This is a genomic window from Corynebacterium sp. HMSC034B08 (genome assembly GCF_001835805.1).
GTDB classification, from domain to species: Bacteria; Actinomycetota; Actinomycetes; order Mycobacteriales; family Mycobacteriaceae; genus Corynebacterium; species Corynebacterium coyleae.
Genome location: NZ_KV825933.1, coordinates 113,675 through 139,832, shown reverse-complemented (window position 1 = coordinate 139,832; position 26,158 = coordinate 113,675). Strand labels below are relative to the sequence as shown.

The following is a 26,158-nucleotide window of genomic DNA, read 5'->3' as shown; positions in this document are numbered from 1 at the left end:
CCTCGATCGCGACCTCTATCGCGGCAGCAGTCGCCCGTCGCCCGTCGGCCGGCACCCAGTCACTGACACATTGCGGCAGAATCTGTCAGCCGCAGGTAAACGTGCAGGTCAGACACGACCCTGACAAAGTCCGGCAGAATCTGTCAGAATCGGCTGCCGGTGGCGGGCACGGCAGACAGCGTGGCGGGCAGACAGCGGGCATGCGGACACCGCGGGCGCACAGGCGACCCAAACCAACCGCCCAAACCAGCCGCCTAAAACCCCTAGTCGGTGCCTTGGATGAGCCCCATGATGCGCTCGAAGTCGTCCTTGTCGCCGAACTCGACGACGATCTTGCCCTTGCGCTTGCCCATGGTGACGGAGACTTTGGTGTCCCAGATGTCGGCAAGCGAGTCGGCGGCCTGGCTGAGGTACTCCGGCTGGGGGAGAGGTTGGCGCTTCGGCTTGTCGGGCACCTTGCCGCCTGCGTTGATCATGGATACGGCCTCTTCGGTGGCGCGTACGGACAGGCCTTCGGCGACGATGCGGTCGGCGAGTTGGGTCTGGGCGTCGGTGGTGTCGTCGCCAAGTTTGATGCCCAGGATGGCGCGGGCGTGGCCGGCGGAGAGCACACCGGCGGCGACGCGGCGCTGCACCGGAACCGGCAGGTTGAGCAGGCGGATCGCGTTGGTGATCACGGGGCGGGAGCGGCCGAGGCGGTCGGCGAGTTGTTCTTGGGTGACGCCGAACTCGTCGAGAAGTTGCTGGTAGGCGGCAGCTTCTTCGAGGGGATTCAACTGCACGCGGTGGATGTTTTCAAGCAGTGCGTCGCGGAGCATGTCCTCGTCGGAGGTTTCGCGCACGATCGCCGGGATGTGCTTGAGGCCTGCCTTGGAGGAGGCGCGCCAACGGCGCTCGCCCATGATGAGTTCAAAGCCTTCGGGGGTGTCGCGGACGACGATGGGTTGGAGGAGGCCGAACTCGCGGATGGAGTGGACCAGTTCGGCGAGCTCATCCTCGTCGAAGACCTGGCGTGGCTGCTTCGGGTTCGGGATGATCTGGCCGATCGGGATTTCCTGGTATCGGGCGCCCACCGGCACCGGCTGCATGACGTTGTCCTGCTTCGCAGTAACGGTCGGCGCGCCCTTCACAGCCCGCGGCGCACCCTTCGGCGCCCCCTTAGGCGCTCCCTTCTTCGCAGAGCCAGAGCCAGCACCAGAGCCCTTGTCCTGCTTACCGAAGATCACGTCGGAGGCGTTGCCGCCGATGCCGGGGGTTTTGCCGTTCTTGTCAATGTCTGCGGGTGCCGACGGGATCAGCGCTGCCAGTCCGCGGCCGAGGCCGCCTTTGCGTTCTGCCATGGTTTAGTCCTCCTCGGAAGAGCTGTCGAGTTGGGCGGAGACTTCCGGGCTCACGCCAATTGGGCCGGTGGTGGGGTGGGGTTGGTAGTCGCCGCGCAGCGCGAGTTCTTTGGCTGCGTCGAAGTAGGCGAGTGCGCCGCGGGAGCCGGGGTCGTAGTCGATGACGGTCTGGCCGTAGCCCGGCGCTTCGGAGACCTTCACGGAGCGGGGGATGACGTTGTTCAGCACGACTTGGCCGAATTGGCCACGGACCTCGTCGGCGACGTCGGCGGCAAGCCGGGTGCGGGCGTCGTACATGGTCAGCAGGATCGCGGAGATGTGCAGGTTGTGGTTGAGGTGTTCGCGGATCATGCCGATGTTGCCCAGCAGCTGCCCCACGCCTTCGAGTGCGTAGTACTCGCATTGGATGGGGATGAGTACTTCGTCGACGGCGGTCATCGCGTTGATGGTCAGCAGCCCGAGCGAGGGTGGACAGTCGATGAAGACGTAGTCGAAGCCGTGTTCTTGCATGAAACCGCGGCGGATGGCGTCGTGCAGCCGGTATTCGCGGCGCACCATGGACACCAGCTCGATTTCCGCGCCGGCGAGGTCGATGGTGGCGGGGATGCAGAACAGGTTCTCGTTGTCGGCGTGCGCCTGCACGGCGTCGGCGGCGTCGGCCTCACCGATGAGCACTTCGTAGCTAGAGGTGGTGCCGGAGGTGTGCTCGGCGCCGAGGGCGGTGGAGGCGTTGCCCTGCGGATCCAGGTCGATCACCAGCACTTTCATGCCCTGGCGGCTCAGTGACGCCGCGAGGTTGACGCTGGTGGTGGTTTTGCCCACGCCACCTTTTTGGTTGGCAACGGTGATCACGCGCGGCTGGTCGGGTCGCGGGAGCGTTTCGCTTCTCGACGACACCCTCGCCGCCCGCATCGCCTCCTCCATCAAAGGCGTGTCATCGTAGTGATCCACTTATTCCCCCTTCTTCTTGCGGGTGATGCGGATTAGGGTGGTTGGCTGTTCAAGCGTAGTCGCACCCACGGTGAGAATCTCGGGATCCTTACCGCCAGCCTTGGCGATGAGCTTGGCGTCGCGCTCCAGCTCCTCGGCGACGGATTCGCCCTTCATGGCGATCATGGCCCCACCGCCCTGCAGCAGCGGAAGCGACCAGCCGGCAAGTTTGCCCAAGGGTGCCACGGCGCGGGAGGTCACGGCGTCGAAGGATGCCTTCGGCTGCTCCTCGGCGCGGCCACGGATGACGGTGACGTTGTCCAGGCCGAGCTCCTCGGTGATCTCGCGCAGGTAGGTGGAGCGCTTCAGCAGCGGCTCGATGAGCGTGATCTTCAGGTCCGGCCGAGCGATCGCCAGCGGGATGCCGGGCAGCCCGGCGCCGGAGCCGATGTCCGCCACCTTCAGCCCCTCTTGGAAGGCCTCCGAGATCACCGCGCAGTTCAGGATGTGGCGCTCCCACAGGCGCGCGACTTCCTTGGGGCCAATAAAGCCACGCTCGGCGGCTGTGGTGGCCAGCGACTGGTGGTAGGCCTCGGCTAATGCGAGGCGATCTCCGAAAACTTGGGCTGCGGCTGCAGGGGACGTATCCGACATGCACAACACTGTAGTCGGCTCCACGACACGGCCCCACACCATATATATGGGCATGAAAAATGCCCCGGGTGGGGCCGGGGCGTCGTCGATAAGCAAATGCTTACTTGCCTTGCTTGCGCTGCTTCTTCGTGCGGCGATCCACCTTGCGGGCACCCGGGGCAGGCGCGGTGGTGCGCTTCATCTCCACCTTGCGGGCCTCCTCGGCAGCCTCCTCGGCGTCCATCTTGTTGTTCAGGAAACGGGTCTGGAAGAAGGTCCAGACGTTGTTGGTCAGCATGTAGAACAGCAGGCCGATGTGCCAGATGACACCGGTGGCCAGAATCATGATGGGGAAGAACCAGAGCATCATCTTGTTCATCATGCCCATCTGGGATTCCATCATCGCGGCCATCTCGCCCTGCGGCTTCGCGGTCTTGCCGGCAGCCTTGCGGGCGGCCTGGCGGTTGATCATGATGCGAGCGTTGAAGTGCGTAAACGCAGCACACAGCACGACCAGCGGGGCACAGACGGCGATGATGTTCGCACGCGTCAGGTCAGCGTTACCGAAGGCTGCGAACATCTCCTCCGGCATCGACATGTACGCCGACAGCGGCACACCGAGGAAGTCCGCGTCCAGGAAGGACTGCACGTCCGACGGCGGGAAGGCGTAGTTGGCGGTGTTGCGGTTCTGCTCAACCGTGAAACCAAGGCCAACGCCGCCGCCGTCACCGGTGCGGTTGAAGGAACGCAGCACGTGCAGCAGGCCAATAAAAATCGGCATCTGCACCAGCGGCACGATGCAGGATGCCAGCGGGTTGGTACCCATCTCGCGGTAGAGCTTCTGCGTCTCCTCCGCAATTTTTTGCTGGTCGCCCTTGTACTTCTCGCGGATTTCCTGCATCCGCGGCTGCATCTCCTGCATCTTGCGGGTGGACCGCATCTGGTTCACCATCGGCTTCAGCAGCAGCAGACGCACCGTGCATGTCAGCAGCACGATGGCGAGGATCCAGGAAATACCTGAATCCTTCGGAAGGATGAAGCCGAGAACCTCGTGCCAGAACTTCAGCACCCAGGAAATCGGCCAATAAATGAAATTCAGCACGTTTCGGTGTTACTCCTCACTCAATTCGATGCTGCCCGGGACAGGGTCGTAGCCCCCCGGGTGCCAGGGTCCGCACTTGCAGATCCGGGCCGCCGCCAGCATCCCACCACGTAGAGCGCCGTGCCGAGACACAGCTTCGAGCCCATACGCGCTGCATACCGGCAGAAAACGACAGGTCCCGCCCATTTTAAGGGGTGAGAGGTATTTTTGGTAGCCGCGAATCAGCCCGACCAGCGCTTTGGCGGCCGGTCCGCGGGCGGCGGGGATTTCGCCGCCGGCGAAGTTGTAGTACGCCATTAGCGGTTCATCGCTTTGGTAATGGCGCGCTCCATGTCGCGCGCGAGGTCATCGCTGGTTGCGGTGGCAGACTTCGGCAGGGCGCGAATGACGACGTCGTAATTGCGCGGCAGCTTATCGACGACCCCACGTTGCACCACCACATGCCTCAACTTCCGCGACACCGCATGGCGGGTCACGGCGTTGCCGACCTGCTTAGACACCACAAGTCCGAAACGTGGGCCACCTGTGATGACCTCGTCCGGGCGTGGGTACACATGGACCATTAACGTGCGAGACCCCGCGCGCACTCCCTGCTTCATCGCCGTTTTGAAGTCGGCGGATGAAGTGAGTTTGTGCGGGCGGGGTAGCACGATGGTTGCGTAAGACTACGCGGAAAGGTTCGCGCGGCCCTTCTTGCGGCGCGCGGAAACGATTGCGCGGCCGGCGCGGGTCTGCATACGAGCGCGGAAGCCGTGCTTGCGTGCGCGGCGACGGTTATTCGGCTGGAAAGTCCGCTTAGACACGGTGGACTCCTTGTGCGGTCATGAACGGCCGACGGCTCGTGAAAGCCTCCCGGGGTAGTAGCCGTTCCAAAGTTGAAACGAGTGCGTCGAGATTGCGGTTCGGCACCAGTGGATCGGTGCGCAGTCGCGTGCAGCGCCTTCGCCGGCTCGCCTTGGTAAGCGGCCCGGTGCCCGGCGGGGGCGGTGCTCTCGTGAAGCACGCCAGGGGTAACTGGCGTGAAGACGGGGTTAAGACTACGCGAGATTTGCGCCCGCGGCCAAATCAACACTCCGGGTTTCTCATCTGGCCCGAACGGGTGCCCCCATAATTACAAGCTTGTGTTTTTTCGCAGGTCGGGCGACGAATCGCCGAAGTTTCCTGCGGAGCAGCTGTGAGTATGGGGACACATGTTCGACGACAGGAGTTGTCCACAGTTTGGTGAATGACAAAACGTTAGACACTGCGAGGTCGGGCGGGGTAACAATGTTTCAACACCACAATCACACAGGCTGTTCATGCACAGCCCTGTGGATAACTGTGAAGTAATGGTTGAGACTTTCCCGGTTCGACGGTCATTTCCGCAGGGCAGGTCAGGTTTCTGTAATTCACACAGTTATCCACAGAGGAAAATGCACCTGTGGACAACTCCCGAATGCGAAGCTGTCCACACCTGTGGATAACATTGTGGATCGGCAGGTGAGAGCCAAGCCGATCATCCTCAGCGCTTGTGGATCAAGCGGTGAATTTGGAATTACAGGAAATTGACAGACTGGAGCGGACCTTGGCGGATCAACACCTCGAGGATCTTTGGCGTGGCATCGTCGACGAACTCCTCAGACTCTCCGAGCAACCCTCGTCCACGGTCCCCACACTCACCCCGCAGCAGCGCGCCTACCTGCGGCTCATGAAGCCAGTCGTGCTTGTCGACGGCTACGCCCTCCTCTCCGCACCACACCAAGCCGCCAAAAACGTGGTCGAAGACTCCCTTTCCCCGCACATCACCGCGCTGCTGACCTCCCACACCGGACTGCCCTACAACCTGGCCGTTTCCGTCGCCGCACCCGAGCCCGAGCCTGAACCACAGCCCGAACCCGAACCGGTGCAGCCGCCCACGCCGCCGGTCCAGCAGCACTCCTGGGGCCAATCCCAAACCGTGGCGGGGGAGTACGAAGCAGAACAACCCGCCGCCGGCGAACAAATCCCAATGGGCCTCGACGAGCTGGCGCGGATGCATGCCGCTCAGGTTGAGGGGCGTCGTCGAGAAGCAGCTGCTCATCCAACAGTGGACCGCCGCATCCCGCGCGAAAAACCAGCTCACGACCCCGACCGCGAAGCCAGCCTGAACCCGAAGTACACCTTTGAGAACTTCGTCATCGGCTCCTCAAACCGCTTCGCCAACGGCGCCGCCGTCGCCGTCGCCGAAAACCCCGCCAAGGCCTACAACCCCCTCTTCATCTGGGGCGGCTCCGGCCTCGGCAAAACCCACCTGCTGCACGCCGCCGGCAACTACGCGCGCGTCCTACAGCCAGGGCTGCGTATTAAATATGTGTCGTCCGAGGAATTCACCAACGACTACATCAACTCCGTGCGCGACGACCGCCAAGAATCCTTCAAGCGGCGCTACCGCAACCTCGACATTCTGATGGTCGACGACATCCAATTCCTCGAAGGCAAAGAAGGCACCCAGGAAGAGTTCTTCCACACCTTCAACGCGCTGCACCAGGCAAACAAGCAGATCATCCTGTCGTCCGACCGCCCGCCGAAGCAGCTGACCACGCTGGAAGACCGTCTGCGTACGCGCTTCGAAGGCGGCCTGATCACCGACGTTCAGCCACCAGACCTAGAAACCCGCATCGCCATTCTGATGAAGAAGGCTGCCGCCGACGGCACCCAAGTCGACCACGCCGTGCTCGAACTCATCGCGTCGCAGTTTGAGTCGTCGATCCGCGAACTCGAAGGCGCGTTAATCCGCGTCTCCGCCTACTCTTCGCTGATCAACGAGCCAATCACCATGGAAGTTGCGCAGGTAGCACTGCGCGACATTCTTCCCGACGAAGGCGACGTGAACATCAACGCCGCCACCATCAAAGAAGCCGCCGCGGAATACTTCGAAGTCACCATGGAGCAGCTCGTCGGCGCAGGTAAAACCCGTCAGGTGGCGCACGCCCGCCAGATCGCCATGTACCTCTGCCGCGAACTCACCGACCTGTCACTGCCCAAGATCGGTGACGAGTTCGGCGGCAAAGACCACACCACCGTCATGTACGCCGACCGCAAGATCCGCAAGGAAATGACAGAAAACCGTGGCACCTACGACGAGATCCAGGAGCTCACGCAACTGGTGAAGAACCGGGCCCGCGGGCGGTAAGCGGTTGAGTTCATAGGGGAGTCCACATCGGTGGGCTCCCTTTTTTTGTGGTTTCGGGTGTCCTTACCGGCCTGACCCTGCTCCAGCACACTGTTTCCTGACAGATTCAACAAAATCTGTCAGGGGTCATTTTTGACCAGCGACGATGCCGTTGGCTGACAGATTCCGCCGGAATGTGTCAGCCGACGAGCCTGAACGAGCGTCACACCACACCAAAACCCCGCCAAAACCCGACCAACACAGATCTATCCACAGACCTATCCACACCTGTGTAATTACACCGTTGTAATTAGGCGATCTTGGTCACAAAACGCCTTTGACCGGCTGGGGAGCGAGATGTGTACAAACGGTGGATAGCTCGGGACAGATTGTGTAATTCCAAAAAGCGCAGAAATCTATCCACAGGCAAGGGCAGTTATCCACAAGTTATCCACACCCTGAATCACAAGACGGATCGCCGAGATGACCGGCCAAGATAACGTGTAATCCACAGATTCCCCAGGACTTACTGTTGTTCCCATCTATTTACTTGTAATTCTTCTAAGAGAAAGAGAGGGTGTGCAGAACTCGCCGGGGCTTCGTCGATAGGCGTCGAGAGGCAAAGAGCGAATGACAAAACTGGCACCCGGAAATGGCGTGTGTCGGGGTGCCCGCCTAGAGTGGTTGCGTAATTACATCCGGCCCCTACCCACGTGCAAGGAGTCTGCGCCGCCATGGTTGACATCAACGGTGACAACAACGTGTCGTTCCGCGTCGAACGGGACGACCTTTCTGACGCCGCGGCGTGGGTTGCGCGCAGTTTGCCGACGAAGAACACGCAGCCGGTGCTTCGCGCGGTGGTCATCACTGCGGATGACAATGGTTTGGAATTCGCGGGCTTTGACTACGAGGTGTCCACGCGTGTGCGTATCGGCGCGGAGGTGTCTAACCCGGGTCGTGTCGCTGTAGCGGGCAAGCTCCTGGCGGACATCGTGGCGAACATGCCGAATAAGCCGGTTGAGGTGACCACGGATGGTCAGAAGCTGGTGCTGCAGGGTGCTGCGGCACGCTTTGAGCTGCCGATTATGTCCTTGGATGATTACCCGCAGTTGCCTCACTTGCCGCAGGTCACGGGTAGCATTTCGCCGGCGTCGCTCACGGGTGCTGTCACTCAGGTCGCTGCGGCTGCGGGCCGTGATGATACGTTGCCGATGCTCACGGGTATTCACGTGGAGATCGACGGCGAGAATGTCACCCTTACCGCCACGGACCGTTTCCGTCTGGCGCAGCGTCACCTGACGTGGGAGCCAGCGAGCGCGAACGTGAAGGCGGATCTGCTGGTTCCGGCGAAGACGCTGCTGGATAACGCTCGTACGCTGGACACGAGTATCGACGAGCCGGTGGAGATCGCTGTCGGTTCCGAGGACAACATTGGCGGCGAGGGCCTGTTTGGCCTGCACACCGGAAACCGCGAAACCACGACTCGCATGTTGGATGCGGAGTTCCCGAATGTGGAGCCGTTGTTGCCGAAGGAGCACACGTCGATCGCGTCGGTTGAGGTTGCGCCGCTGATGGAGTCGATCCGTCGTGTCAGCCTGGTCGCGGACCGCAACGCGCAGCTGCGCCTGCACTTCAAGGAAGGCCAGGTCACGCTGTTTTCCTCCGGCGCGGATTCGGGTGCGGCTGAGGAGACCATCGACGCCGCCTTCACCGGTGCCGACGAACTGTTCATCGCCTTCAACGCCGGCTACCTGCGCGAGGGCCTGTCGGTGATTGGCACGAACCGCGTGGTGTTCGGCTTCACGGAGCCGTCGCGTCCGGCGATCATGATCCCGGAGCCGGAGGAGCTGCCGGAGGCGGACGAGAACGGCACGTTCCCCACCCCGGATACGTACTTCACGTACCTGCTGATGCCGGTTCGCCTGCCGGGTTAGTCGCGGGCGGCCTGTATGCACGTCCGCGAGCTTGATCTGCGTGATTTCCGCTCGTGGCCCGAGTTGAATCTCAAGCTCGAGCCGGGGGTGACGGTCATCGCTGGGCGCAACGGCCATGGCAAGACCAACATTGTGGAGGCCGTGCACTACACATCCACGTTGTCGAGCCACCGGGTATCTACGGATGCACCGCTCGTAGCCAGCAACAAACCGAACGCGCGCGTCTCGGTCACCACGGTCAACGACGGCCGCGAACTCACAACCCATCTGCTGATCAAGCCGCATGGGGCGAACCAGGCGCAGATCAACCGCACGAAGTTGAAGTCCGCCCGGGAGATCCTGGGCGTGTTGAGCACGGTGATGTTTTCGCCGGAGGACCTGCGGCTGATCAATGGTGAGCCGGCGGAGCGGCGTCGCTTCCTGGACGACCTGGCGGCGCTGCGCACGCCGCGTCTTGGCGGGGTCCGCGCGGATTATGAGCGGGTGCTGCGCCAACGAAACGCACTGCTCAAGCACTCAAACATGGCGCTTCGCAGGGGCTATGGTGACGACGACGGCGCCAGCGCCTTGAGCACCCTCGACGTGTGGGACGGCCAGCTTGCACATTTTGGGGCGCAGGTGGTGGCGGGGCGGCATGGGCTCGTCGATACGCTTGGGCCCCTGATCGCGGAGGCGTACCACTCGGTGGCGCCGGAGTCGCGCCCGGCGTCGGTGGAATACCGCTCTACGCTGGACAAAGCTGTCACGGAGCTCGCCGGCGGGCCCTCGCGGGACCCTGCCGTGTTTGAGGCGGCGATGCTCACGGAGTTGGGGCGGCGCCGCAAGGAGGAGATCGACCGGGGCATCACGCTGGTCGGCCCGCACCGCGACGACCTGGCGCTCATGCTCGGCGACAACCCTGCGAAAGGTTACGCCTCGCACGGGGAGACCTGGTCGTATGCGTTGTCACTGCACCTGGCCGAATACCAATTGTTGTCCAGCGACGGCAAGGATCCGGTGCTGATTCTCGACGACGTCTTCGCCGAACTCGACGCCAAACGCCGCGAGCGCCTCGTTCACGTGGCCGAAGAGGCCGAGCAGGTCCTGATTACCGCTGCGGTTGGCGACGATCTGCCCGGCAACCTCGACGACGCCGTCACCGCCCGCTACGCCGTGACCATGGAGGATGGGGTGAGTTCGATTGAGCGATCTCATTAAAACCACCTTCGACAACCTGCGCGCCACCGCCCGCAAACGCGGCGGCCGCCTGCCGGACCTCTCCCGGCAGGGCACAAGTGTGATTCCAAGGCGCAACAAGCCAACGCTTATCGACGACCACCGCACCATCACGGTGCCGGGGTTGGACTTGCCGGAAGGGGGTCGTCGACAAGCAGATGTTCGGGGGATTCCCACCGGCCTGGACGGACGCGCGCTGCCGAGGAGTTACAAAGTCTCCTCCTTTGCCAACCTGCTGGGCAAAGAGGTGCGCAAACGCGACTGGACCGAAAAGATGGCGCATGGCTGGGTGATGGGGCACTGGGAGGACCTGGTCGGGGAGAAGATCGCACAGCACACGCACGTGGAGATGATCAAGGGCGACGAAGTGCACGTGAGTTGTGATTCCACCGCGTGGGCGACCCAGATGAAGTACATGCAGCGCGAAGTGCTGCGCGCCATCGCCGAGAAAGTCGGGCCGGACGTGGTGACCAAACTGCACATCTACGGACCGAAGACGAAAAGTTGGCGCTACGGGCCGCTGCACGTCAAAGGCCGCGGCCCGCGGGATACGTATGGGTAGGGATTACGGTGGTATTGTTTCCCCCGAAAGCCCCGGAGCGATCCCTGCATCAGCACATCACCGGGGTTACTGATTTGAATGTCAATACCCTCACGCAGTTAGAGCTTGCGTTGGGGAAAAGTGTCGCTTATTGTTTTCCATGTAAGCCCCGCAGATTGAGCCAGTAACGGCGAAGGTTCTGAGTTTTCAGGACGCTCGGGGCATTTGAAATTTCTGGGGGTGGAAATGAATTTCAGCGATCTGAATATGAATCTCATCGCTTCTTCGCCGAGAATGTCAACGTTTCGGGATTATGTTTTAACGCCAGGAAAGAATGGACAGGAAGCGCCAGTTGATCGCTTACCAAGGGCGGAACAACACCTCGAACTTTCTGAAAGAATTAACCGGGCTGCAAGTCGACTGTATTTCTGGGACTCACAAATCGCGGGGTCTTTTTGGCCCGCAGTGGCGCTGGTGGAGGTTCTCGTCCGCAACGCTATGAACGACGAACTGTGCGACTACTTCGATATAGACCACGAAGACGGTTGGCATACGTTAGTGATGAATGGAGAAGACTCCATATCGTCTTCCGAAGAAGGGAATCAGCTCAAGAGCAAGTACATCCTTCTGACGCGAAAAGACTACCGTGCATTTGAACAGAAACTGAGTGAGATTAAACGGAAGCGTCCCAGTTCTGCTATTTCGGGGGACTATTTTGTAGGAAAAGTTTCTCTAGGAATGTGGCTTAGCTTGTTGAATAACGGAGACTCGGGTCCAGGGCGCGGCTATCTCAACTACGAACAGACGCTATGGGAGCCGTGTTTGGTTGAGGCTTTTCCGAACTATCAAGGCAAGCGTTCCCAGCTGAGGAACGAATTAAACCAGTTTGCCAAGTTACGGAACCGGATCGCTCATCATGAACATCTTCTCGGACGGCACAACTTTAATAGTGATGCGGATAACCTCGTTAGTATCGCGAGCTATATCGACGAGGACGTTGCGGAGGTTATCCGACAAAACAACCGCTTTCGTTCTGTGATCGCCCAGCAACAAGATTTCCTTGACGGATTGACTGTCCTTTAAAACCCGAAAACGTGAAATTGGGGCGTGAAACGCCCGCTCGCGGGTTGGACGGGTGCCCGTTATGTCCCCCTCGGCGTGTAAGATGAAACGAGTTCAACGGGCCTATGGCCCATATTTCACGCATGGAGGAGCGTCCCGCAGTGGCTGAACAGCAACCCCATTACGACGCGTCGTCGATTACTATTCTCGAGGGCCTTGAGGCGGTGCGTAAGCGCCCAGGCATGTACATCGGTTCCACCGGTGTGCGCGGTCTGCACCACTTGGTGTGGGAGGTCGTGGACAACTCTGTCGACGAGGCGATGGCGGGCTACGCCGACCAGGTCGATGTGACGTTGTTGGCAGATGGCGGCGTTGAGGTCGTCGATAATGGTCGTGGTATTCCGGTGGAGATGCACCCGTCCGGCGCCCCGACTGTCCAGGTGGTTATGACCCAGCTGCACGCCGGCGGCAAGTTCGACTCGGAGTCCTACGCGGTTTCCGGTGGCCTGCACGGTGTGGGTATTTCCGTGGTGAACGCGCTGTCCACTCGCGTTGAGGCGGATATTAAGCGTGACGGTAGGCACTGGTACCAGCGCTTCAACATGGCCGTGCCGGATGAGTTGGAAGAGGGCGGTAATGCCCGCGGTACTGGTACGGCGATTCGTTTTTGGCCGGACCCGGAGATTTTTGAGACGGTCGAGTTCAATTACGACACCATCGCACGCCGTCTGCAGGAGATGGCGTTCCTGAACAAGGGTCTGACGATTACGCTGACGGACCAGCGCGTCACCGATGAGGAGCTCGAGCTCGAGGCGATCGCCGAAGAGGGCGACACCGCTGCGCTGATCGGCGGCGACTCGTTCGACGATTCCACCGAGACCGTCGATGCGTCCGAGGTTGATAAGGACGGCGACGGAAACCCGGTTGAGGCTGGCGATGAGGTTGCGCCGGACGTCAAGAAGAAGCGCGAGAAGAAGGTTGTCTACCACTACCCAGACGGCCTGATTGACTACGTCAACTACCTGAACAAGTCGAAGACCGCCATCCACCCGACCATCGTCGGTTTCGACCAGAAGGGTGACGGCCTCGAGGCTGAGGTGGCGATGCAGTGGAACAGCTCCTTTAAGGAGTCTGTCCACACCTTTGCCAACACCATCAACACGCATGAGGGCGGTACGCACGAGGAAGGTTTCCGTGCTGCGCTGACCACGTTGATGAACCGCTACGCCCGCGAGCACAAGCTGCTCAAGGACAAGGAGCCGAATCTTACTGGCGACGACTGCCGTGAAGGCCTCGCCGCTGTCGTCTCCGTACGCGTGGCTGACCCGCAGTTCGAGGGCCAGACGAAGACGAAGCTGGGCAACACTGAAGTCAAGGGCTTTGTCCAGCGCGCCATCAACGAGAACCTGTCCGACTGGTTCGACGCGAACCCGGCTGAGGCGAAGGTCATCGTGAACAAGGCGGTGGCGTCCTCGCAGGCTCGTCAGGCGGCGCGTAAGGCGCGTGACCTGGTTCGTCGTAAGTCTGCGACGGACCTCGGTGGCCTGCCGGGCAAGCTGGCGGACTGCCGTTCGAAGGACCCTGCAAAGTCCGAACTGTTCATCGTGGAGGGTGACTCCGCAGGCGGCTCCGCAAAGGGCGGCCGCGACTCCAAGTACCAGGCGATCCTGCCGCTGCGAGGCAAGATCCTGAACGTGGAGAAGGCCCGCATGGACCGCGTGCTCAAGAACGCCGAGGTCCAGGCCATCATCACCGCCCTGGGCACGGGTATCCACGAAGAGTTCGACATTGCGAAACTGCGCTACCACAAGATCGTGCTCATGGCCGATGCTGACGTGGACGGCCAGCACATCGCCACCCTGCTGCTGACCCTGCTATTCCGCTTCATGCCGGAACTGGTGGAGAACGGCCACGTGTACCTGGCTAACCCGCCGTTGTACAAGCTCAAGTGGGGCAAGGGCGAGCCGGGCTACGCCTTCTCCGACCGCGAGCGCGACGAGCTGCTGGCGGAGGGCCTGGAGGCCGGCCGCAAGATCAACACCGATGACGGCATCCAGCGTTACAAGGGTCTGGGCGAGATGAACGCCAAGGAGCTGTGGGAGACCACCCTGGATCCGGAGACCCGCATCCTGCGCCGCGTGGAGCTCGAGGACGCGCAGCGCGCCGACGAGTTGTTCTCCATCCTGATGGGCGACGACGTCGCGGCACGCCGCAGCTTCATCACCCGCCGCGCGAAGGACGTCCGCTTCCTCGACGTCTAGGCTGTAGGCGCGTACAGCAACGCCCCGGCACTTCCCTTGGTGGAAGTGCCGGGGCGTTGGTGGTTGTGAGGTGCTGCGGGTGCTTTGCGCTACGCGTACTTTTCGACGACACGCCCCAGGTCCGGCAACGCCGGACTCACAATCTTCTTCGCCTTGCCGCGCAGCGTGGAGTAGACCTTCTTCAGCGCGCTGGGCATGGACTCGATGGCGGTATCGCCAGCCTTGAGGACGGAATCGATCACGGAGTCCTCGTTCGCGGCGAGGAACCCACCGAAGTCTTGTTGGCCGCTTGCCTTGAAGGCGTTCCAGTGCGGGTTCAGCGACTCGACGAGGTCCGGCAGGAACTTGTTCAGACCCTTGCTCACAGCGTCTGCATCAGCCTTCTTACCTGCAGCGATGGCAGACTTGAGGGCCATGCCGGTCAGGCCGGACTGGTTGGCCACGGTGGTTTCCGTCAGTTGGGTCAGGTCCTCGACGAGCTTGGACCGGGTGGAGGCGTCGAGAAGCTTGGATAGATCACTCATAGTGGGCAGTGTACTTGCCGTACGACACGATTCGTGTTTGCGGGAAAACGAGCAGCGGTCAGGGAGCGGGGATATAGTCTTCAGTATCTTCGGCACTAATTGACAGGAAACGTTATGCCTGATTTTAAAGACATCGCTTCTCGGCTTCCTGAGATCGCAGGTATGGTCATCGCGATTCTGACGGTTCTCGGACTTATTGGGGGACTGGCGTCGGGGGAGTTAAGTTCAGAAAACCCAGGGCAGCAGAACATTACGCAACCAGACAGGGAGCGGCCCAACCCTTCGCAGCAACCTCAGAAGCCTGCTCCACGAGTGACGGCGGGTATGCGCAACACTGAGGTGTACCGCCAGTCCCAGGGCTTTGAACGACTTGTCAATTTGGGCAAGGTGGCGCCGGGCGTGAAATATACGGTGTTTGACCAGGCGGGTCGCCCCAAGGGTGAGTGCAGTTTTGGGTGGATGCTGCGCCAGCAGAACACCAACCGCGTGTTCAACTTGACCGCCGGTCACTGCGGTGTAACAGGTGACCGTGCGTTTGTGCGGCTTGCCAATAACCAGTTCATGTATGCGGGGCAGTTTATCTCTTCGACCGGCATGCCGAATCGGATTGGGGTCGATGCTGATTTCGCAGTCATTTTCCTTGATAACCCCAACGTGCAGATTGACCCGACCGTTCCAGGTGTTGGCCGTGTGCAGGGTGTTGCTGGTTTGCCGGCAATCGATAGGACTGAGCCGAAGCTTTGCCGTCTAGGTTGGCGCAGCGGCTTGTCGTGTGGCTACTACATCGATACTCCAAGTCCGCTGGTGTTCCGGTTCCGGAACATTTCGGACCACGGCGATTCCGGCGGCCCAGTGTGGGTTGAGGGGCCGAATGGCCGCTACGCCGCAGGTGTCCTGTCCTTCGGACCGAAGGTGAATGCTACCCAAATCGGTGCTGCCGCAATCGGCCCTGTGCTTGAGTACCTGAGTCAGTACAACTTCTATTACTGGGGCTAGAACCGGAGGTAAACGACAAGACCGCGTCCAGGACTGGACGCGGTCTATTTGGTTGCAGTTCTTCCTCCGCAGCCCCATAAGTCACTGCAACCACAACAGTTCACAACCGTAACATACGCGGTTGCGGGGCGTTACTTAAACGACGGAGGATTTTTCTGGAATTGGTCAATCGCCTGCGTGACCTGGGACGTGATGAACTGTGCCGGGAAGATTCGGTTGCTCTCGGAGGAGCCCGCGACGTGGGTGAGGTTGAACTGCTTGGCTACGTCGTCGACAGCTTGGCGCACTGGCGGCACGAAATCGACGATGGCCTGGATGGCAACCAGCGTGGTCACCAACGCGATGGTCAACGAGATCGGAGCCGAGCCGGTGTAGGAGCCCTCAAGCGGGCGCTTTTCTGGCACGTCGAGGTCCTTGTCGTAGTCCGGACGGTAGTTCGGCTTGGAGGAACCACCGGAGCTCGTGGTGGAGAGCTGCGTGACGGCGGGTTCGGCGTGAGCTGGTGCGACCGTGGTGACGACGGCAGCGGCCACGGCAATCGCAGTGGCGGCGGTGGCGATTTTCTTCATGGCAGACATGTTAAGCGCTCGGGATCGTTAGAAGGGCAATGAACCCATCTGTGTCACTGCGAACCCTGCGGCGCCGAGCAGGGCCAGGACGCCGAGCACGATGGCGATGATGCCGCCGGTGCTGGACCCCTCCTTGTCCGTACCGCCAGGAGTCGGTGCAGGCGCAGGCGCGGGTGCCGGATTGGCGGTGGACGGCGTCCCCGGCTTCGGCGCAGGCGCAGGCGCAGGTGCGGGCGAACCAGGACCAGGCGCATCAGAAGGCTGCGTTGCGGTCGTGGTGTTGCTGCGGATGGCGATTGGCAGGCGGGCCGTGTTTTGCGAGCCGTCCTTGTAGGTCACCACCACATTCGCCGCAATTTGCGCAACGTCCGCGTTTTTACCTGCTGTGATGGTGATGGCACCCGTGGAGGTGTCGGCCGTAAACGTGAGGTCACGGATGACCAAGTTAGTGATGCTCACTACGGCGCCGTCCGGCCAGTTGTTTGGCTTCACGGTCACGCTTTCCCCGGGAAGGAGTCTTGCGGTGGGGTAGCGCACGGTGGTCACGGATGCCTGTTCCACCTCGGGTTTGGTGAAGGTGAAGTTGGTCTCAAGGTACGTGCGCGACCCGTCGGGGAAGCGAGCGGTTACCGGCATGGTCACGGTGGTGCCGGCCCTGGTGCGCTGCGGCGGGGTCAGGTTGATTTCGCCGGTGTGGCGGTCGATCTTCACCTGCCAGCCGGCCGGGGGCGTTTGGTTGATCTCAAACGTGGTGCCTTTGGGGAAGTCGCCGACCGGTTTGGCTGTGGCGATTTCCGTGGTGGTGGCGCTCGCGGCGGGGTATTTCACGGTGAAGGCTTCGGAGTTCCACTTGCCGTCTTCGGTGACGGTGAATGTTGCCCATCCGATGCCGACGAGGTTGTCCGGGGTGGTGACCTCGACTGGGATTTGGAAGGTCCAAGGTGCTGTCAGTGGGCGCTTTGGCTTGACGACGACCACCCCGCTGGCCTCGTCAACATCGACATCAATAAAGCGGAAGATGCTCGGGTTGAGATCGGGTCGTGCCTTGAAGGTGGTGCCTTCGGGCAGGGCGTCCGCCAACGCGGTGGAGGCTTGCTCGCTGCCGCTCATTGTCTTGTCGTGCCACTTCGGGGTGAAGGCGTTGTCGTAGATGTTGTTGAAGAAGTCCTCGATAGACGCACCGCTGCCAAGCGACTCGCTTGACTTCTTGGAGTAGGCGTAGATATCTGCACGCACGTTGCGGAACGAGCCGTCGGGGTACACCACCTTCACGCTGGCTACGCTCTTGGAGCCTGGCTTGACCGGATCGAGCTGCGTGACAGACAGATCGCCGTTGGCGGCTGCGGTGACCTTGAAATGGTCGGGAGCGGTGACTTCGAATCGGGTGCCTTCGGGGAAGTCACCCTGCAGTTGCGCTACGGAGAGCACCGCATCGGAGCTGTCTTCGACGGTGAACGCTGGGTAGTACGACAGGGGATACTTCTTTGCCATCTCGCCGATGGTGTCGACGACGTGGATCATGATGGGGAAACTGCGTGCGCGCACGCCGTCGCTGCCGGTGATCATGAACTGGGTGCGCTGGTTCGGGATCACGTCTTCGGCGACGTGCATGGTGACCACGCCGGTGCGTGGGTTGGTGCTGAACCGGTAGCCCAGGTAGTCGTCGGAACCCTCGAAGCGCACGTTGCTGGGGATGGAGCCCTGCGGGGCGATCTCCACGGTACCGCCGGGCGTAACCTGCTTGACCGGCCACGTGAGTCCGGACAGGAAGGCTTGAGAGGTGGCGGCGGTTGCGGGGGAGTGGGGCAGGGCAACACCGCCGCCCAACAACGCGGCGGTGGTGGCGACCGCAATTGCGGTGCGACTGAACTTCATGGCTGCCTCCAATAAGTTATAAGAACTTTTCGACTATACCCCTAGACACCTGTAATGCGAGTTTTTGGATTTATCCCGTTTATCCCGCCCAGCGCCGATACACCTCTGCGGCGACCACGGCGAATTCTTCGTTGCCAGACGACAGCGGTGCGAGCGCAGTAATAGAAGAGGACAAGGCCTCGGCTGCGGCGTCCACCGAGTCGAAGACCGGCACGCCGTGGAACCGGGAGCCTGGCACGGCAGCACACGCCGCCAGGAACCCGAAGGACGTGATGTGGCAGCCGTGGAAGTCGCAGTACTCGTCGGCGATGTCCAGCAACTGCTCTGCACTCAAGCCTCTGCTGAACCCCCGGCTCAAGCCCATCACGAGCGGGCCTGCCGGATGCGTGATTCCATGGCGGTGTAGCCGGGGATGAGGGAGCGTGCGAGGTCGGTGACGGTGGCGTCGTCAAGCAAACGCGTTGCGGAGGAGACCACCGCACGGCGCGCGGCTTCCTGCTTGGAGCAACCCCATGCGGATGCGAGTAAAACGAGCGCTTTGTCTTCGTCTGCGGTCAACCGGAGCGTCATAGCCATACCACTTTGATACCACGTTGCTCCTTCGTCGCAACGTGAGAAGCGGCAGAAGCCCGGTAAGCTCAAACACATGGCTGATGACACCACTGGCGGCTTGGACCGCATTCAACCAATCGACATCAACGAGGAGATGCAGACCAGCTACATCGATTACGCCATGAGCGTGATCGTGGGCCGCGCGCTCCCCGAGGTGCGCGACGGCATGAAGCCCGTGCACCGCCGCGTGATCTACGCGATGTACGACGCCGGCTTCCGCCCGGAACGCTCCTACGTCAAGAGCGTGAAGGCCGTCGGTGAGACCATGAGTAACTACCACCCGCACGGCGACAGCGCCATCTACGACACCCTGGTGCGCATGGCGCAGCCGTGGGCGATGCGCTACCCGCTTGTGGACGGCCAGGGCAACTTCGGCTCGCCGGGCAACGACGGCCCGGCCGCCATGCGTTACACGGAGTGCAAGCTCACCCCGATCGCCATGGAGATGGTCCGCGATATCCGCGAAAACTCCGTGGACTTCGCCCCGAACTTCGACTCCAAGACCCAGGAGCCGACCGTCCTGCCGTCGCGTGTGCCGAACCTTCTGATGAACGGCTCCAACGGCATCGCCGTGGGTATGGCCACCAACATCCCGCCGCACAACCTGAATGAGCTGGCGGCCGCGATCCAGTGGATCCTGGACAACCACGACGCGGACGAGCAGACCACGCTCGACGCCGTCATGGAGCGCGTGAAGGGCCCGGACTTCCCAACCGCCGGCCTCATCGTGGGCGATCAGGGTATTAAGGACGCCTACACCACCGGCCGCGGCTCCATCCGCATGCGTGGCGTGACGGAGATCGAGGAGATTGGCAACCGCCAGGTCATCACGATCACCGAGCTGCCGTACCAGGTCAACCCGGATAACTTCATCCACAATATTGCGGAGCAGGTCACCAACGGCAAGATGGTGGGCATCTCCAAGATCGAGGACGAGTCCTCCGACCGTGTGGGCATGCGCATCGTGGTCACCCTCAAGCGCGACGCTGTGCCGCGCGTGGTGCTAAACAACCTGTACAAGCACTCCCAGCTGGAGACGAACTTCTCCGCCAACATGCTGTCCATCGTCGACGGTGTGCCGCGCACCCTGCGCCTGGATCAGATGCTGCGTTACTACGTCAAGCACCAGATCGAAGTCATCGTCCGCCGTACCCAGTACCGCCTGGACGAGGCCGAGAAGCGCGCCCACATCCTGCGTGGTCTGGTCAAGGCGCTGGATGCGTTGGATGAGGTCATTGCCCTGATCCGCAACTCGCCGACTGTCGACGACGCCCGCCAGGGCCTGATGAAGCTTCTCGATGTCGACGAGATCCAGGCCAACGAAATCCTAGCCATGCAGCTGCGCCGCCTGGCAGCGCTGGAGCGCCAGAAGATTGTCGACGACCTCGCAGCCATCGAGGAACAAATCGCCGACTACAAGGACATCTTGGCCAAGCCGGAGCGTCAGCGTCAGATTGTTGGCGAGGAGCTGGGTGAGATCGTCGACAAGTATGGCGACGAGCGCCGCACCCAGATCGTTGCCGCAACCGGCGACGTCACCGAAGAGGATCTCATCGCCCGCGAAAACGTCGTGGTCACGATCACCTCCACGGGCTACGCCAAGCGCACCAAGGTGGATGCCTACAAGTCCCAGAAGCGCGGCGGCAAGGGCGTGCGCGGCGCCGAGCTGAAGCAGGACGACGTGGTGAAGAACTTCTTCATCTGCTCCACCCACGACTGGATCCTGTTCTTCACCAACTTCGGCCGCGTCTACCGCCTCAAGGCCTACGAACTGCCGGAAGCAGGCCGCACGGCCCGCGGCCAGCACGTGGCTAACCTGCTGGAGTTCCAGCCGGAAGAGAAGATCGCCCAGGTCATCCAGATCCAGTCCTACGAGGACGCCCCCTACCTGGTCCTGGCCACCCGCGATGGTCGTGTGAAGAAGTCGCGCCTGACCGACTACGAATCCGCACGTTCCTCCGGCCTGATCGCCCTGAACCTCAACGAAGGCGACGCCCTCATCGGCGCGTCCCTCGTTGGTGAGGACGACGACATCCTGCTCGTCTCCGAACAGGGCCAGGCGATCCGCTTCTCCGCCGACGACGAGCAGCTGCGCCCGATGGGCCGCGCAACCGCCGGCGTGAAGGGCATGCGCTTCCGTGGCGACGACCAACTGCTCGCCATGACCGTCGTCCAAGACGGCCAGTTCCTGCTCGTGGCCACCTCCGGCGGCTACGGCAAGCGCACCGCCATCGAGGAGTACAACACCCAGGGCCGCGGCGGCATGGGTGTGATGACCTTCAAGTACACCCCGAAGCGCGGCAAGCTCATCGGCGCCCTGGCCGTGACCGAGGAGGACCAGATCTTCGCCATCACCTCCGCGGGTGGCGTGATCCGTACTGAGGTCAACCAGATCCGCCCGTCGTCACGCGCAACCATGGGCGTGCGCCTCGTGGACCTCAACGACGGTGTCGAGCTGCTCGCCATCGACCGCAACGTCGAAGACGAGGGCGAAGAGGAAGCCACTGCCGTGGCAACCGGCCAGAAGACCCTCGACGATGCGAAGGAGTAGCCCATGGCCGCTCGCAAAGTGACAATCCGGAACGTCAGCGCCGGATCCGTCTTTAAGGTTGCGACGCTGCTTGCCTTGTTCGGGTTCATCGCCTGGATGCTCGCCGCAGTGCTGGTGTACCTCGCGCTGGACCGCGCCGGGGTGGTCGAGTCCATCAACTCGCTCATCGGCGGCGTGGGCGGCGACCAAGTGGTGGACATGAAACTCGCCATGATGGCTGCGGCCCTGTTCGGCCTGGCCGGTGTGGTGTTCATGTCCATCATGGCGCCGCTGACCGCGATCATGTACAACGCCGTCGCGGACCTCGTCGGTGGTGTGCGCTACACCATGTCTAACAGGGCAAAATAGCGCTTATCGACGACACCAAACGCGCCCCGGGTCGTACCTCCCGGGGCGCGTTAAGTCTTTTCTGTGCTGGCTTGTGCTGGGTTAGAACCCCAGGCCCGGCATCATGTTCATCACCGCGAAGCCGATGCCGATCAAGGCCAGGATTGCCACGATCGGGGCGACGATCGCCGCGACGTTGACGTCCTTCTCAACAACCGGAGCCGGCTTGTCCTTCTGCTCAGCCTGCTGCTCGTGCTCGGCTGGCTTCTCGGCGGGCTTTTCCGGCTGGTTCTCAGCGGGCTTCTCGGCCTCAGGTGCGGGCTGCTCTGCCGGCTGCTCCTCCTCAGGCTGCTCCTTCGGAGCCGGGTCGTTAACTGCCCCTTCCTGCGACGGAGCCGAGGCAACACCACGGGCACCGATGCGCCAAGCGTTGATGGCCAGTGCTTCCCAGTCCGCCGGAACCTCGCGCACACCGAACGGGGTGTCGAGCAGGTACGGCTTCTCCGAGTAGTTGAAGTAGTCGAACTGGTAGTCGTAGTTCATCACCGACTTGTAGGCCGAGGTATCCAGACGCATGCCCTGGATGTCCTTGACCACCGCGTGCGCACCCTGGTGGCGCAGGCCGAGGGTGTGGCCTAGCTCGTGCAGGATGGTGTTGCGCAGCATCTCTTCCGAGTTCATGAAGCGGTGGTTAGCCACGAAGAACGAGGTGTCGTTGACCAGCGAGGCACCGGACGACAGGTTGTAGGCGTCGATCTGGTCGCCGATAACACCGATGCGGAAGATGTTCTGGCGCTCACCGAGCATCTCGTCGATGTTGTTCAGCAGCTTCGAACCCTGGCTTTCGTTCTCGAAGTAGTTCTTGACGTACTTCAGGGTCTCACCGCCGCGAGCCTCGTAGCCGGGGATGTTGTTGAAGGTTTCGCCGGCGTCGACGTGGAGGTTGATGCCGTGGTCGTCGAAAAGATCAACCATCTCCTGCAGGGACTCGGCCTTCACGCCGTATTCCCTGGTGTTGGCGTTGGCACAAGCCTCGGAGGGCTCGACGTCGCAGCCGAGGGTCTTGTACTCGGACTCCATCCAGTTGAGCTGGAGGAACAGGTCCGGGCGGCTCGGGTCCGCACCGTAAGCAGGCAGGTTAAGCACGGTGCCGTCCTCGAGGACAACGCCGTTGCGCTCCCAGAGGTCGGGGATGCCGTCGCCGTCGGAGTCGATGAGCTCCGCGGAGATCGCTTGATTATCGACGACAACGTCAGCAGGCTCTGCAGCCTTAGCCGGAACAACTCCACCGAAGGCGACGGTGGCGGCGAGGGCTGCTGCGAGACCGGTACGAAGTGCTGCGCGCATTTTCCTGCTCCTTACTTATCTGCGGTGTTTGCGGTAAACACCGCATTTCCTTTGCTGCCTTCGAGTTTATGCACCAAGTATGCGCTGGTAAACCCGCCGAATTTTCGGCCCTTTCGAGGCCGGATTGTTCAACGTTTATTTTGGATTGTTCAACGTTTTCACCCCGTTTATCGTGCGGATTGTTCATCAATCCGAGCTGATTTTAGGGCTGTCGCGTTGGGTTGTTGAACGATCTTTTGCGCTCCGGTTCGGTTCGTTCAACAATCCGGAGAAGCAGCATACTATGTATTGATTTGCATACGGATGGGTATACAACTTGGGATCTGGCCCTCACCAGGAGTTTTGCCTGTCACGCTCGTATAAAAACAGGTTTTGGCGCCGTCTTGGGGCGCTGCTGAGTGGCGAAAAGGCCAGGTTGGGCGGATTGTTCACCAATTTGTGCAGGCCTCCTACCCCCGCAAATTGCCCCCGTTCCGCGAGGGTGTCGTTGAGGTGTCGTTGGAGTGCGGTTGTTGTGCCCTGATCGTCTAGCTCCCGTTCCGGCGAACCAGACGATCACGCTGATACTGAAAACCACCGCCAACATCACCTGGGGATATGTGGAGGGTGCAGGCGGGTCGTCTAGTAGCAATGCACAACGAGCTAGACGATAAGCATAAATACCCGCAACAACCTGGCGATTTGGCGGTTATAGCAGTGCTCTGTAATATTCCTATTCGTTCCCAGGGCCTATAGCTCAGTCGGTTAGAGCGCATCGCTGATAACGATGAGGTCGCAAGTTCGATTCTTGCTAGGCCCACAGCCCGAAAGGGCACGGGGCATTAGCTCAGTTGGTAGAGCACCTGCTTTGCAAGCAGGATGTCAGGAGTTCGATTCTCCTATGCTCCACAAGGAACAAAACCGCTGGTCAGCAAAGACCAGCGGTTTTTCTGTATTTGCGCTGGTTGGAACGGTGATACCCTTTTGACCCAAGCGGTCACATTCGGACACGAATTGACCCCACTAAGGGAACGTAAGGGGAATGCAATGGCTCGCAGAACAAGGCGAGATTTCGGCAAACTGACCAAGAAGGGCAAAAGGTACTACTGCGAGTACACCGGCCCCGACGGCAAACGCCACACGCCGGGACACTCGTTCGCGTCCAGAACAGATGCCGCAGGCTGGCTATCCGCCGAGAAGCGACTAATCGACTTGGAAGCATGGAAACCGCCCGCAGCCCGGCGCGACGAAAAGAAGCGCGCATCTGTCACCGTGGGGGAGTGGCTGGACCAGTACCACGACATGCTGGAACAGCGCACACAACCGCTTAAACCTTCGACCGCACAGAACTATCGACGGGTTACGCGGGTACGCATCACGGACCCGATTGCACCCGGCGACGGGGACCAGGACGTAACCCGGTTGAAAGACATTCCCCTCTCCGAGCTGGAAACGTCCGACGTGTACCGCTGGTGGGACGCTCTACAACGCAATTACCCCGATGCCAGGACGATTAACCGCCAGGCGTACGTACGTCTCAAAGCCGCGTGCGCCGAAGCCGTACGCCGCAAGATGATCCCGATAAGCCCGGTAGACATTCCCGAAGCAGGAAAGCCCGTGGCTACCGCAGAGAAGTACCTGCCTAGCGATGCCGAAATTGCCGCGATTATCGAAGCAATGCCCGCGCGATACAAGGCCCTAACCTCCCTCGTGCTCCGGCACGGTCTACGGCTCGGCGAAGCACTGGCAGTTGAAACCCGGCACGTCGTTGTTGAACCAACACCAGCACCGTTCATGCCTAAAGTCACCGTGCAGGTTGAACAGAACGCGCAGCGCATCGCCGCCGCCGACGGTAAACCTACGTACATGCTGGTACAGCCGCCCAAGACGAAGGCGGGCTATCGAACAGTGCCGATCATGGCAACCGACGTGCCGCTATTCCTCAACCACAACGCAAAGCACCTGCCAGCCAAGGCCACGCCCGTTCCCGTGCTCGCGCCGCCCAACGCGGACAAGGCAAGCCGCAACAAGGTAAGCGACAAGCCGCTAGTGCTCTACACGCCGAACGGCAAAGGTCAGCCGCTCATGGATACGACGTTTCGAAGCCTGCTCAACAAGGCAGAAACAGAAGCGGGCGTAACAACAGCGATAGACCCGCACTGTGGGCGAAACTGGCTTATTACCCGCTTGGCTGAACAGGGCGCGCACCTAAAGGAGATAGGCGCTCTACTCGGCCAGGAGGACGTGCAAACGATCCTCAACGTCTACATGAAGGCCAGGCCCGAACGAACTACGGACCTCATGGCCCAAGTGGACCGCAGTCTCAACCGCTAACGCCGCAACGGAAGGCCCCGCAACGCGGGCCAGTCTTGCGCGCGCGTAGGAGGGTGCGGAACGTTGCAGTTCCATAGCCGCTAAGCGTTAGGCGCGATTTTGTGCGCGTCTATTCCGATTCGTTCAAATCTGCGATAGGGTTACACCTGTAAGTATTTCGTCACGGTGACTTTGGAGGTTGTTTAACGTGGCAGAGTTACCCGCGCTGGGGGAATTGATTCCGGTGAAGGAGTTCGCGGCGGCGACCGATTCGCACCCACGTACGATCCAACGGTTATGCCGTGAAGCTGAACTTCCCGCGATCCAAGTGGGGGCCAAATGGTTCATTCTCGGGAACGAATTGCTCACCGATGCCCGCGCGCGGGTGCTTGGCACGGACGGTGACCTTGACGGCCTAGCGCCGCTCACCGTGGCGAACGATGAACTGTATGAGGAGATTTTGTAATGGCTGAACTACGTTTCACTTCTGCTACCGATCCGGCCTATCTAGACCTGTTTTCGCAGGCTATGGCGCGCCGGGGTGTGTACGCCACCAAGTACGACATGGACCGGTTGGCGGGCGACGTGTGGCGGCTTGTAGATGCCGATAACCGCGTGGTGTCGGCAGAGTTCATGCTTGGGCATTTGCCCGACGGTGTGGTGCTTGACGGCGTGCTTCCCGCGTACCTGAACAGTGCCGCTGCTGACTATGTGCCGTTGCCCGCGCCGGGCGAACTGGAAGGCGGCGACTACGTACCCGCTGACGCTCTAACCGATTCCACGGGGCTGTCTCACGCGGCTTGGGTTGAACTCGTCGCGGGTCTGCGCGCAATGGTCGAGCGCCTAACTGGTGATGCATCGAGCGCATACCGCGTGGTTGATTTGGCCGTGGACCTACTGGACCACTCGGGCGTTGC

25 protein-coding genes and 2 tRNA genes are annotated in these 26,158 nt (G+C 61.3%); 14 read left to right on the top strand and 13 right to left on the bottom strand.

Annotated features, from left to right (window positions below; all coding sequences use genetic code 11):
• Nucleotides 1–263: 263 nt before the first annotated feature.
• From HMPREF2656_RS03740 to rpmH, 7 genes are read right to left on the bottom strand one after another with little or no spacing between them, the layout of a single operon-like run.
• Nucleotides 264–1,340, bottom strand: coding sequence for a ParB/RepB/Spo0J family partition protein (locus HMPREF2656_RS03740; protein ID WP_070815887.1), 1,077 nt, complete (start codon nucleotides 1,338–1,340; stop codon nucleotides 264–266).
• 3 nt (nucleotides 1,341–1,343) lie between these two features.
• Nucleotides 1,344–2,264: a ParA family protein gene (locus HMPREF2656_RS03735; protein ID WP_092102887.1), complete on the bottom strand. Its 921-nt coding sequence runs from the start codon at nucleotides 2,262–2,264 to the stop codon at nucleotides 1,344–1,346.
• 27 nt (nucleotides 2,265–2,291) lie between these two features.
• A complete protein-coding gene (gene rsmG, locus HMPREF2656_RS03730; protein WP_371326003.1) occupies nucleotides 2,292–3,020 on the bottom strand; it encodes a 16S rRNA (guanine(527)-N(7))-methyltransferase RsmG in 729 nt (242 codons plus the stop codon).
• Between the two features lie 4 nt (nucleotides 3,021–3,024).
• Entirely contained in the window at nucleotides 3,025–4,005 is a 981-nt protein-coding gene (yidC, locus tag HMPREF2656_RS03725; protein ID WP_070421909.1) for a membrane protein insertase YidC, read from the bottom strand.
• Nucleotides 4,006–4,014: 9 nt separating this feature from the next.
• Nucleotides 4,015–4,302, bottom strand: coding sequence for a membrane protein insertion efficiency factor YidD (gene yidD / locus HMPREF2656_RS03720; protein ID WP_070421910.1), 288 nt, complete (start codon nucleotides 4,300–4,302; stop codon nucleotides 4,015–4,017).
• Nucleotides 4,302–4,655: a ribonuclease P protein component gene (rnpA, locus tag HMPREF2656_RS03715; protein WP_070568233.1), complete on the bottom strand. Its 354-nt coding sequence runs from the start codon at nucleotides 4,653–4,655 to the stop codon at nucleotides 4,302–4,304. The genes yidD and rnpA overlap by 1 nt, the downstream gene beginning before the upstream one ends.
• 15 nt (nucleotides 4,656–4,670) lie before the next feature.
• Nucleotides 4,671–4,808, bottom strand: a complete 138-nt coding sequence (rpmH, locus tag HMPREF2656_RS03710; RefSeq protein WP_070421912.1) for a 50S ribosomal protein L34 — start codon at nucleotides 4,806–4,808, stop codon at nucleotides 4,671–4,673.
• A gap of 761 nt (nucleotides 4,809–5,569) precedes the next feature.
• On the opposite strand from rpmH, the gene dnaA reads away from it, so the two are divergent.
• From dnaA to gyrB, 6 genes are all read left to right on the top strand, one after another.
• Nucleotides 5,570–7,156: a chromosomal replication initiator protein DnaA gene (gene dnaA, locus HMPREF2656_RS03705; protein WP_070815886.1), complete on the top strand. Its 1,587-nt coding sequence runs from the start codon at nucleotides 5,570–5,572 to the stop codon at nucleotides 7,154–7,156.
• 713 nt (nucleotides 7,157–7,869) lie between these two features.
• Nucleotides 7,870–9,069 carry a DNA polymerase III subunit beta gene (dnaN, locus tag HMPREF2656_RS03700; protein ID WP_070815885.1) on the top strand — a complete coding sequence of 400 codons (1,200 nt, stop codon included), beginning with the start codon at nucleotides 7,870–7,872 and terminating at the stop codon, nucleotides 9,067–9,069.
• Between the two features lie 15 nt (nucleotides 9,070–9,084).
• Nucleotides 9,085–10,266 carry a DNA replication/repair protein RecF gene (recF, locus tag HMPREF2656_RS03695; protein ID WP_070815884.1) on the top strand — a complete coding sequence of 394 codons (1,182 nt, stop codon included), beginning with the start codon at nucleotides 9,085–9,087 and terminating at the stop codon, nucleotides 10,264–10,266.
• The gene (locus HMPREF2656_RS03690; protein WP_070613778.1) at nucleotides 10,250–10,846 is read left to right on the top strand and encodes a DciA family protein; all 597 of its coding nucleotides are present in this window, start codon (nucleotides 10,250–10,252) and stop codon (nucleotides 10,844–10,846) included. Before recF ends, HMPREF2656_RS03690 begins: the two co-directional genes overlap by 17 nt.
• A 219-nt stretch (nucleotides 10,847–11,065) precedes the next feature.
• Nucleotides 11,066–11,908, top strand: a complete 843-nt coding sequence (locus HMPREF2656_RS03685; RefSeq protein ID WP_141740798.1) for an Abi family protein — start codon at nucleotides 11,066–11,068, stop codon at nucleotides 11,906–11,908.
• Nucleotides 11,909–12,012: 104 nt separating this feature from the next.
• On the top strand, nucleotides 12,013–14,148 hold the full coding sequence (gene gyrB / locus HMPREF2656_RS03680; RefSeq protein WP_210384143.1) for a DNA topoisomerase (ATP-hydrolyzing) subunit B: 2,136 nt from the start codon (nucleotides 12,013–12,015) through the stop codon (nucleotides 14,146–14,148).
• Between the two features lie 89 nt (nucleotides 14,149–14,237).
• Here the strand turns inward: gyrB and HMPREF2656_RS03675 are convergent, their stop codons facing one another.
• A complete protein-coding gene (locus tag HMPREF2656_RS03675; protein ID WP_070421918.1) occupies nucleotides 14,238–14,672 on the bottom strand; it encodes a DUF6918 family protein in 435 nt (144 codons plus the stop codon).
• A gap of 114 nt (nucleotides 14,673–14,786) precedes the next feature.
• On the opposite strand from HMPREF2656_RS03675, the gene HMPREF2656_RS03670 reads away from it, so the two are divergent.
• Entirely contained in the window at nucleotides 14,787–15,668 is an 882-nt protein-coding gene (locus HMPREF2656_RS03670) for a chymotrypsin family serine protease (protein ID WP_141761001.1), read from the top strand.
• Between the two features lie 131 nt (nucleotides 15,669–15,799).
• Here the strand turns inward: HMPREF2656_RS03670 and HMPREF2656_RS03665 are convergent, their stop codons facing one another.
• From HMPREF2656_RS03665 to HMPREF2656_RS03650, 4 genes are all read right to left on the bottom strand, one after another.
• On the bottom strand, nucleotides 15,800–16,237 hold the full coding sequence (locus tag HMPREF2656_RS03665; RefSeq protein ID WP_141761000.1) for a hypothetical protein: 438 nt from the start codon (nucleotides 16,235–16,237) through the stop codon (nucleotides 15,800–15,802).
• Nucleotides 16,238–16,264: 27 nt separating this feature from the next.
• Nucleotides 16,265–18,112, bottom strand: coding sequence for a Rib/alpha-like domain-containing protein (locus HMPREF2656_RS03660; protein WP_070815881.1), 1,848 nt, complete (start codon nucleotides 18,110–18,112; stop codon nucleotides 16,265–16,267).
• 79 nt (nucleotides 18,113–18,191) lie between these two features.
• Nucleotides 18,192–18,446: a TetR family transcriptional regulator gene (locus HMPREF2656_RS03655; RefSeq protein WP_317985848.1), complete on the bottom strand. Its 255-nt coding sequence runs from the start codon at nucleotides 18,444–18,446 to the stop codon at nucleotides 18,192–18,194.
• Nucleotides 18,447–18,475: 29 nt separating this feature from the next.
• Entirely contained in the window at nucleotides 18,476–18,688 is a 213-nt protein-coding gene (locus HMPREF2656_RS03650; protein ID WP_070421923.1) for a CopG family transcriptional regulator, read from the bottom strand.
• 70 nt (nucleotides 18,689–18,758) lie between these two features.
• Here HMPREF2656_RS03650 and gyrA point away from each other — a divergent pair, with 70 nt between their 5' ends.
• Both gyrA and HMPREF2656_RS03640 read left to right on the top strand, forming a co-directional pair.
• A complete protein-coding gene (gyrA, locus tag HMPREF2656_RS03645; RefSeq protein ID WP_070815879.1) occupies nucleotides 18,759–21,275 on the top strand; it encodes a DNA gyrase subunit A in 2,517 nt (838 codons plus the stop codon).
• 3 nt (nucleotides 21,276–21,278) lie between these two features.
• Complete coding sequence (locus HMPREF2656_RS03640; protein ID WP_070421925.1) at nucleotides 21,279–21,623, top strand: DUF3566 domain-containing protein; 345 nt, start codon at nucleotides 21,279–21,281, stop codon at nucleotides 21,621–21,623.
• Between the two features lie 81 nt (nucleotides 21,624–21,704).
• Here the strand turns inward: HMPREF2656_RS03640 and HMPREF2656_RS03635 are convergent, their stop codons facing one another.
• Complete coding sequence (locus tag HMPREF2656_RS03635; RefSeq protein WP_070815878.1) at nucleotides 21,705–22,949, bottom strand: hypothetical protein; 1,245 nt, start codon at nucleotides 22,947–22,949, stop codon at nucleotides 21,705–21,707.
• A 725-nt stretch (nucleotides 22,950–23,674) separates the two neighbouring features.
• Here HMPREF2656_RS03635 and HMPREF2656_RS03630 point away from each other — a divergent pair.
• The 5 genes from HMPREF2656_RS03630 to HMPREF2656_RS13010 form a co-directional block, all read left to right on the top strand.
• A tRNA-Ile gene (locus tag HMPREF2656_RS03630) sits at nucleotides 23,675–23,748 on the top strand.
• A gap of 16 nt (nucleotides 23,749–23,764) precedes the next feature.
• A tRNA-Ala gene (locus HMPREF2656_RS03625) sits at nucleotides 23,765–23,837 on the top strand.
• 138 nt (nucleotides 23,838–23,975) lie between these two features.
• Entirely contained in the window at nucleotides 23,976–25,262 is a 1,287-nt protein-coding gene (locus HMPREF2656_RS03620) for a tyrosine-type recombinase/integrase (RefSeq protein ID WP_070815877.1), read from the top strand.
• Nucleotides 25,263–25,449: 187 nt separating this feature from the next.
• Nucleotides 25,450–25,707, top strand: a complete 258-nt coding sequence (locus tag HMPREF2656_RS03615) for a helix-turn-helix domain-containing protein (protein ID WP_070815876.1) — start codon at nucleotides 25,450–25,452, stop codon at nucleotides 25,705–25,707.
• On the top strand, nucleotides 25,707–26,158 hold a 452-nt coding region (locus HMPREF2656_RS13010; RefSeq protein ID WP_168167532.1), incomplete at its 3' end, for a hypothetical protein. The genes HMPREF2656_RS03615 and HMPREF2656_RS13010, both read left to right, overlap by 1 nt.

What these genes read in the sequence shown, in the direction of transcription:
- HMPREF2656_RS03635 (WP_070815878.1), bottom strand. Translation starts at nt 22,949, where the DNA reads ATGCGCGCAGCACTTCGTACCGGTCTCGCAGCAGCCCTCGCCGCCACC.
- recF (WP_070815884.1), top strand. Translation starts at nt 9,085, where the DNA reads ATGCACGTCCGCGAGCTTGATCTGCGTGATTTCCGCTCGTGGCCCGAG.
- HMPREF2656_RS03740 (WP_070815887.1), bottom strand. Translation starts at nt 1,340, where the DNA reads ATGGCAGAACGCAAAGGCGGCCTCGGCCGCGGACTGGCAGCGCTGATC.
- HMPREF2656_RS03675 (WP_070421918.1), bottom strand. Translation starts at nt 14,672, where the DNA reads ATGAGTGATCTATCCAAGCTTCTCGACGCCTCCACCCGGTCCAAGCTC.
- HMPREF2656_RS03735 (WP_092102887.1), bottom strand. Translation starts at nt 2,264, where the DNA reads ATGGAGGAGGCGATGCGGGCGGCGAGGGTGTCGTCGAGAAGCGAAACG.
- HMPREF2656_RS03665 (WP_141761000.1), bottom strand. Translation starts at nt 16,237, where the DNA reads ATGAAGAAAATCGCCACCGCCGCCACTGCGATTGCCGTGGCCGCTGCC.
- HMPREF2656_RS03670 (WP_141761001.1), top strand. Translation starts at nt 14,787, where the DNA reads ATGCCTGATTTTAAAGACATCGCTTCTCGGCTTCCTGAGATCGCAGGT.
- yidD (WP_070421910.1), bottom strand. Translation starts at nt 4,302, where the DNA reads ATGGCGTACTACAACTTCGCCGGCGGCGAAATCCCCGCCGCCCGCGGA.
- gyrB (WP_210384143.1), top strand. Translation starts at nt 12,013, where the DNA reads ATGGCCCATATTTCACGCATGGAGGAGCGTCCCGCAGTGGCTGAACAG.
- HMPREF2656_RS03650 (WP_070421923.1), bottom strand. Translation starts at nt 18,688, where the DNA reads ATGGCTATGACGCTCCGGTTGACCGCAGACGAAGACAAAGCGCTCGTT.
- HMPREF2656_RS03620 (WP_070815877.1), top strand. Translation starts at nt 23,976, where the DNA reads ATGGCTCGCAGAACAAGGCGAGATTTCGGCAAACTGACCAAGAAGGGC.
- HMPREF2656_RS03640 (WP_070421925.1), top strand. Translation starts at nt 21,279, where the DNA reads ATGGCCGCTCGCAAAGTGACAATCCGGAACGTCAGCGCCGGATCCGTC.
- gyrA (WP_070815879.1), top strand. Translation starts at nt 18,759, where the DNA reads ATGGCTGATGACACCACTGGCGGCTTGGACCGCATTCAACCAATCGAC.
- dnaN (WP_070815885.1), top strand. Translation starts at nt 7,870, where the DNA reads ATGGTTGACATCAACGGTGACAACAACGTGTCGTTCCGCGTCGAACGG.
- HMPREF2656_RS03660 (WP_070815881.1), bottom strand. Translation starts at nt 18,112, where the DNA reads ATGAAGTTCAGTCGCACCGCAATTGCGGTCGCCACCACCGCCGCGTTG.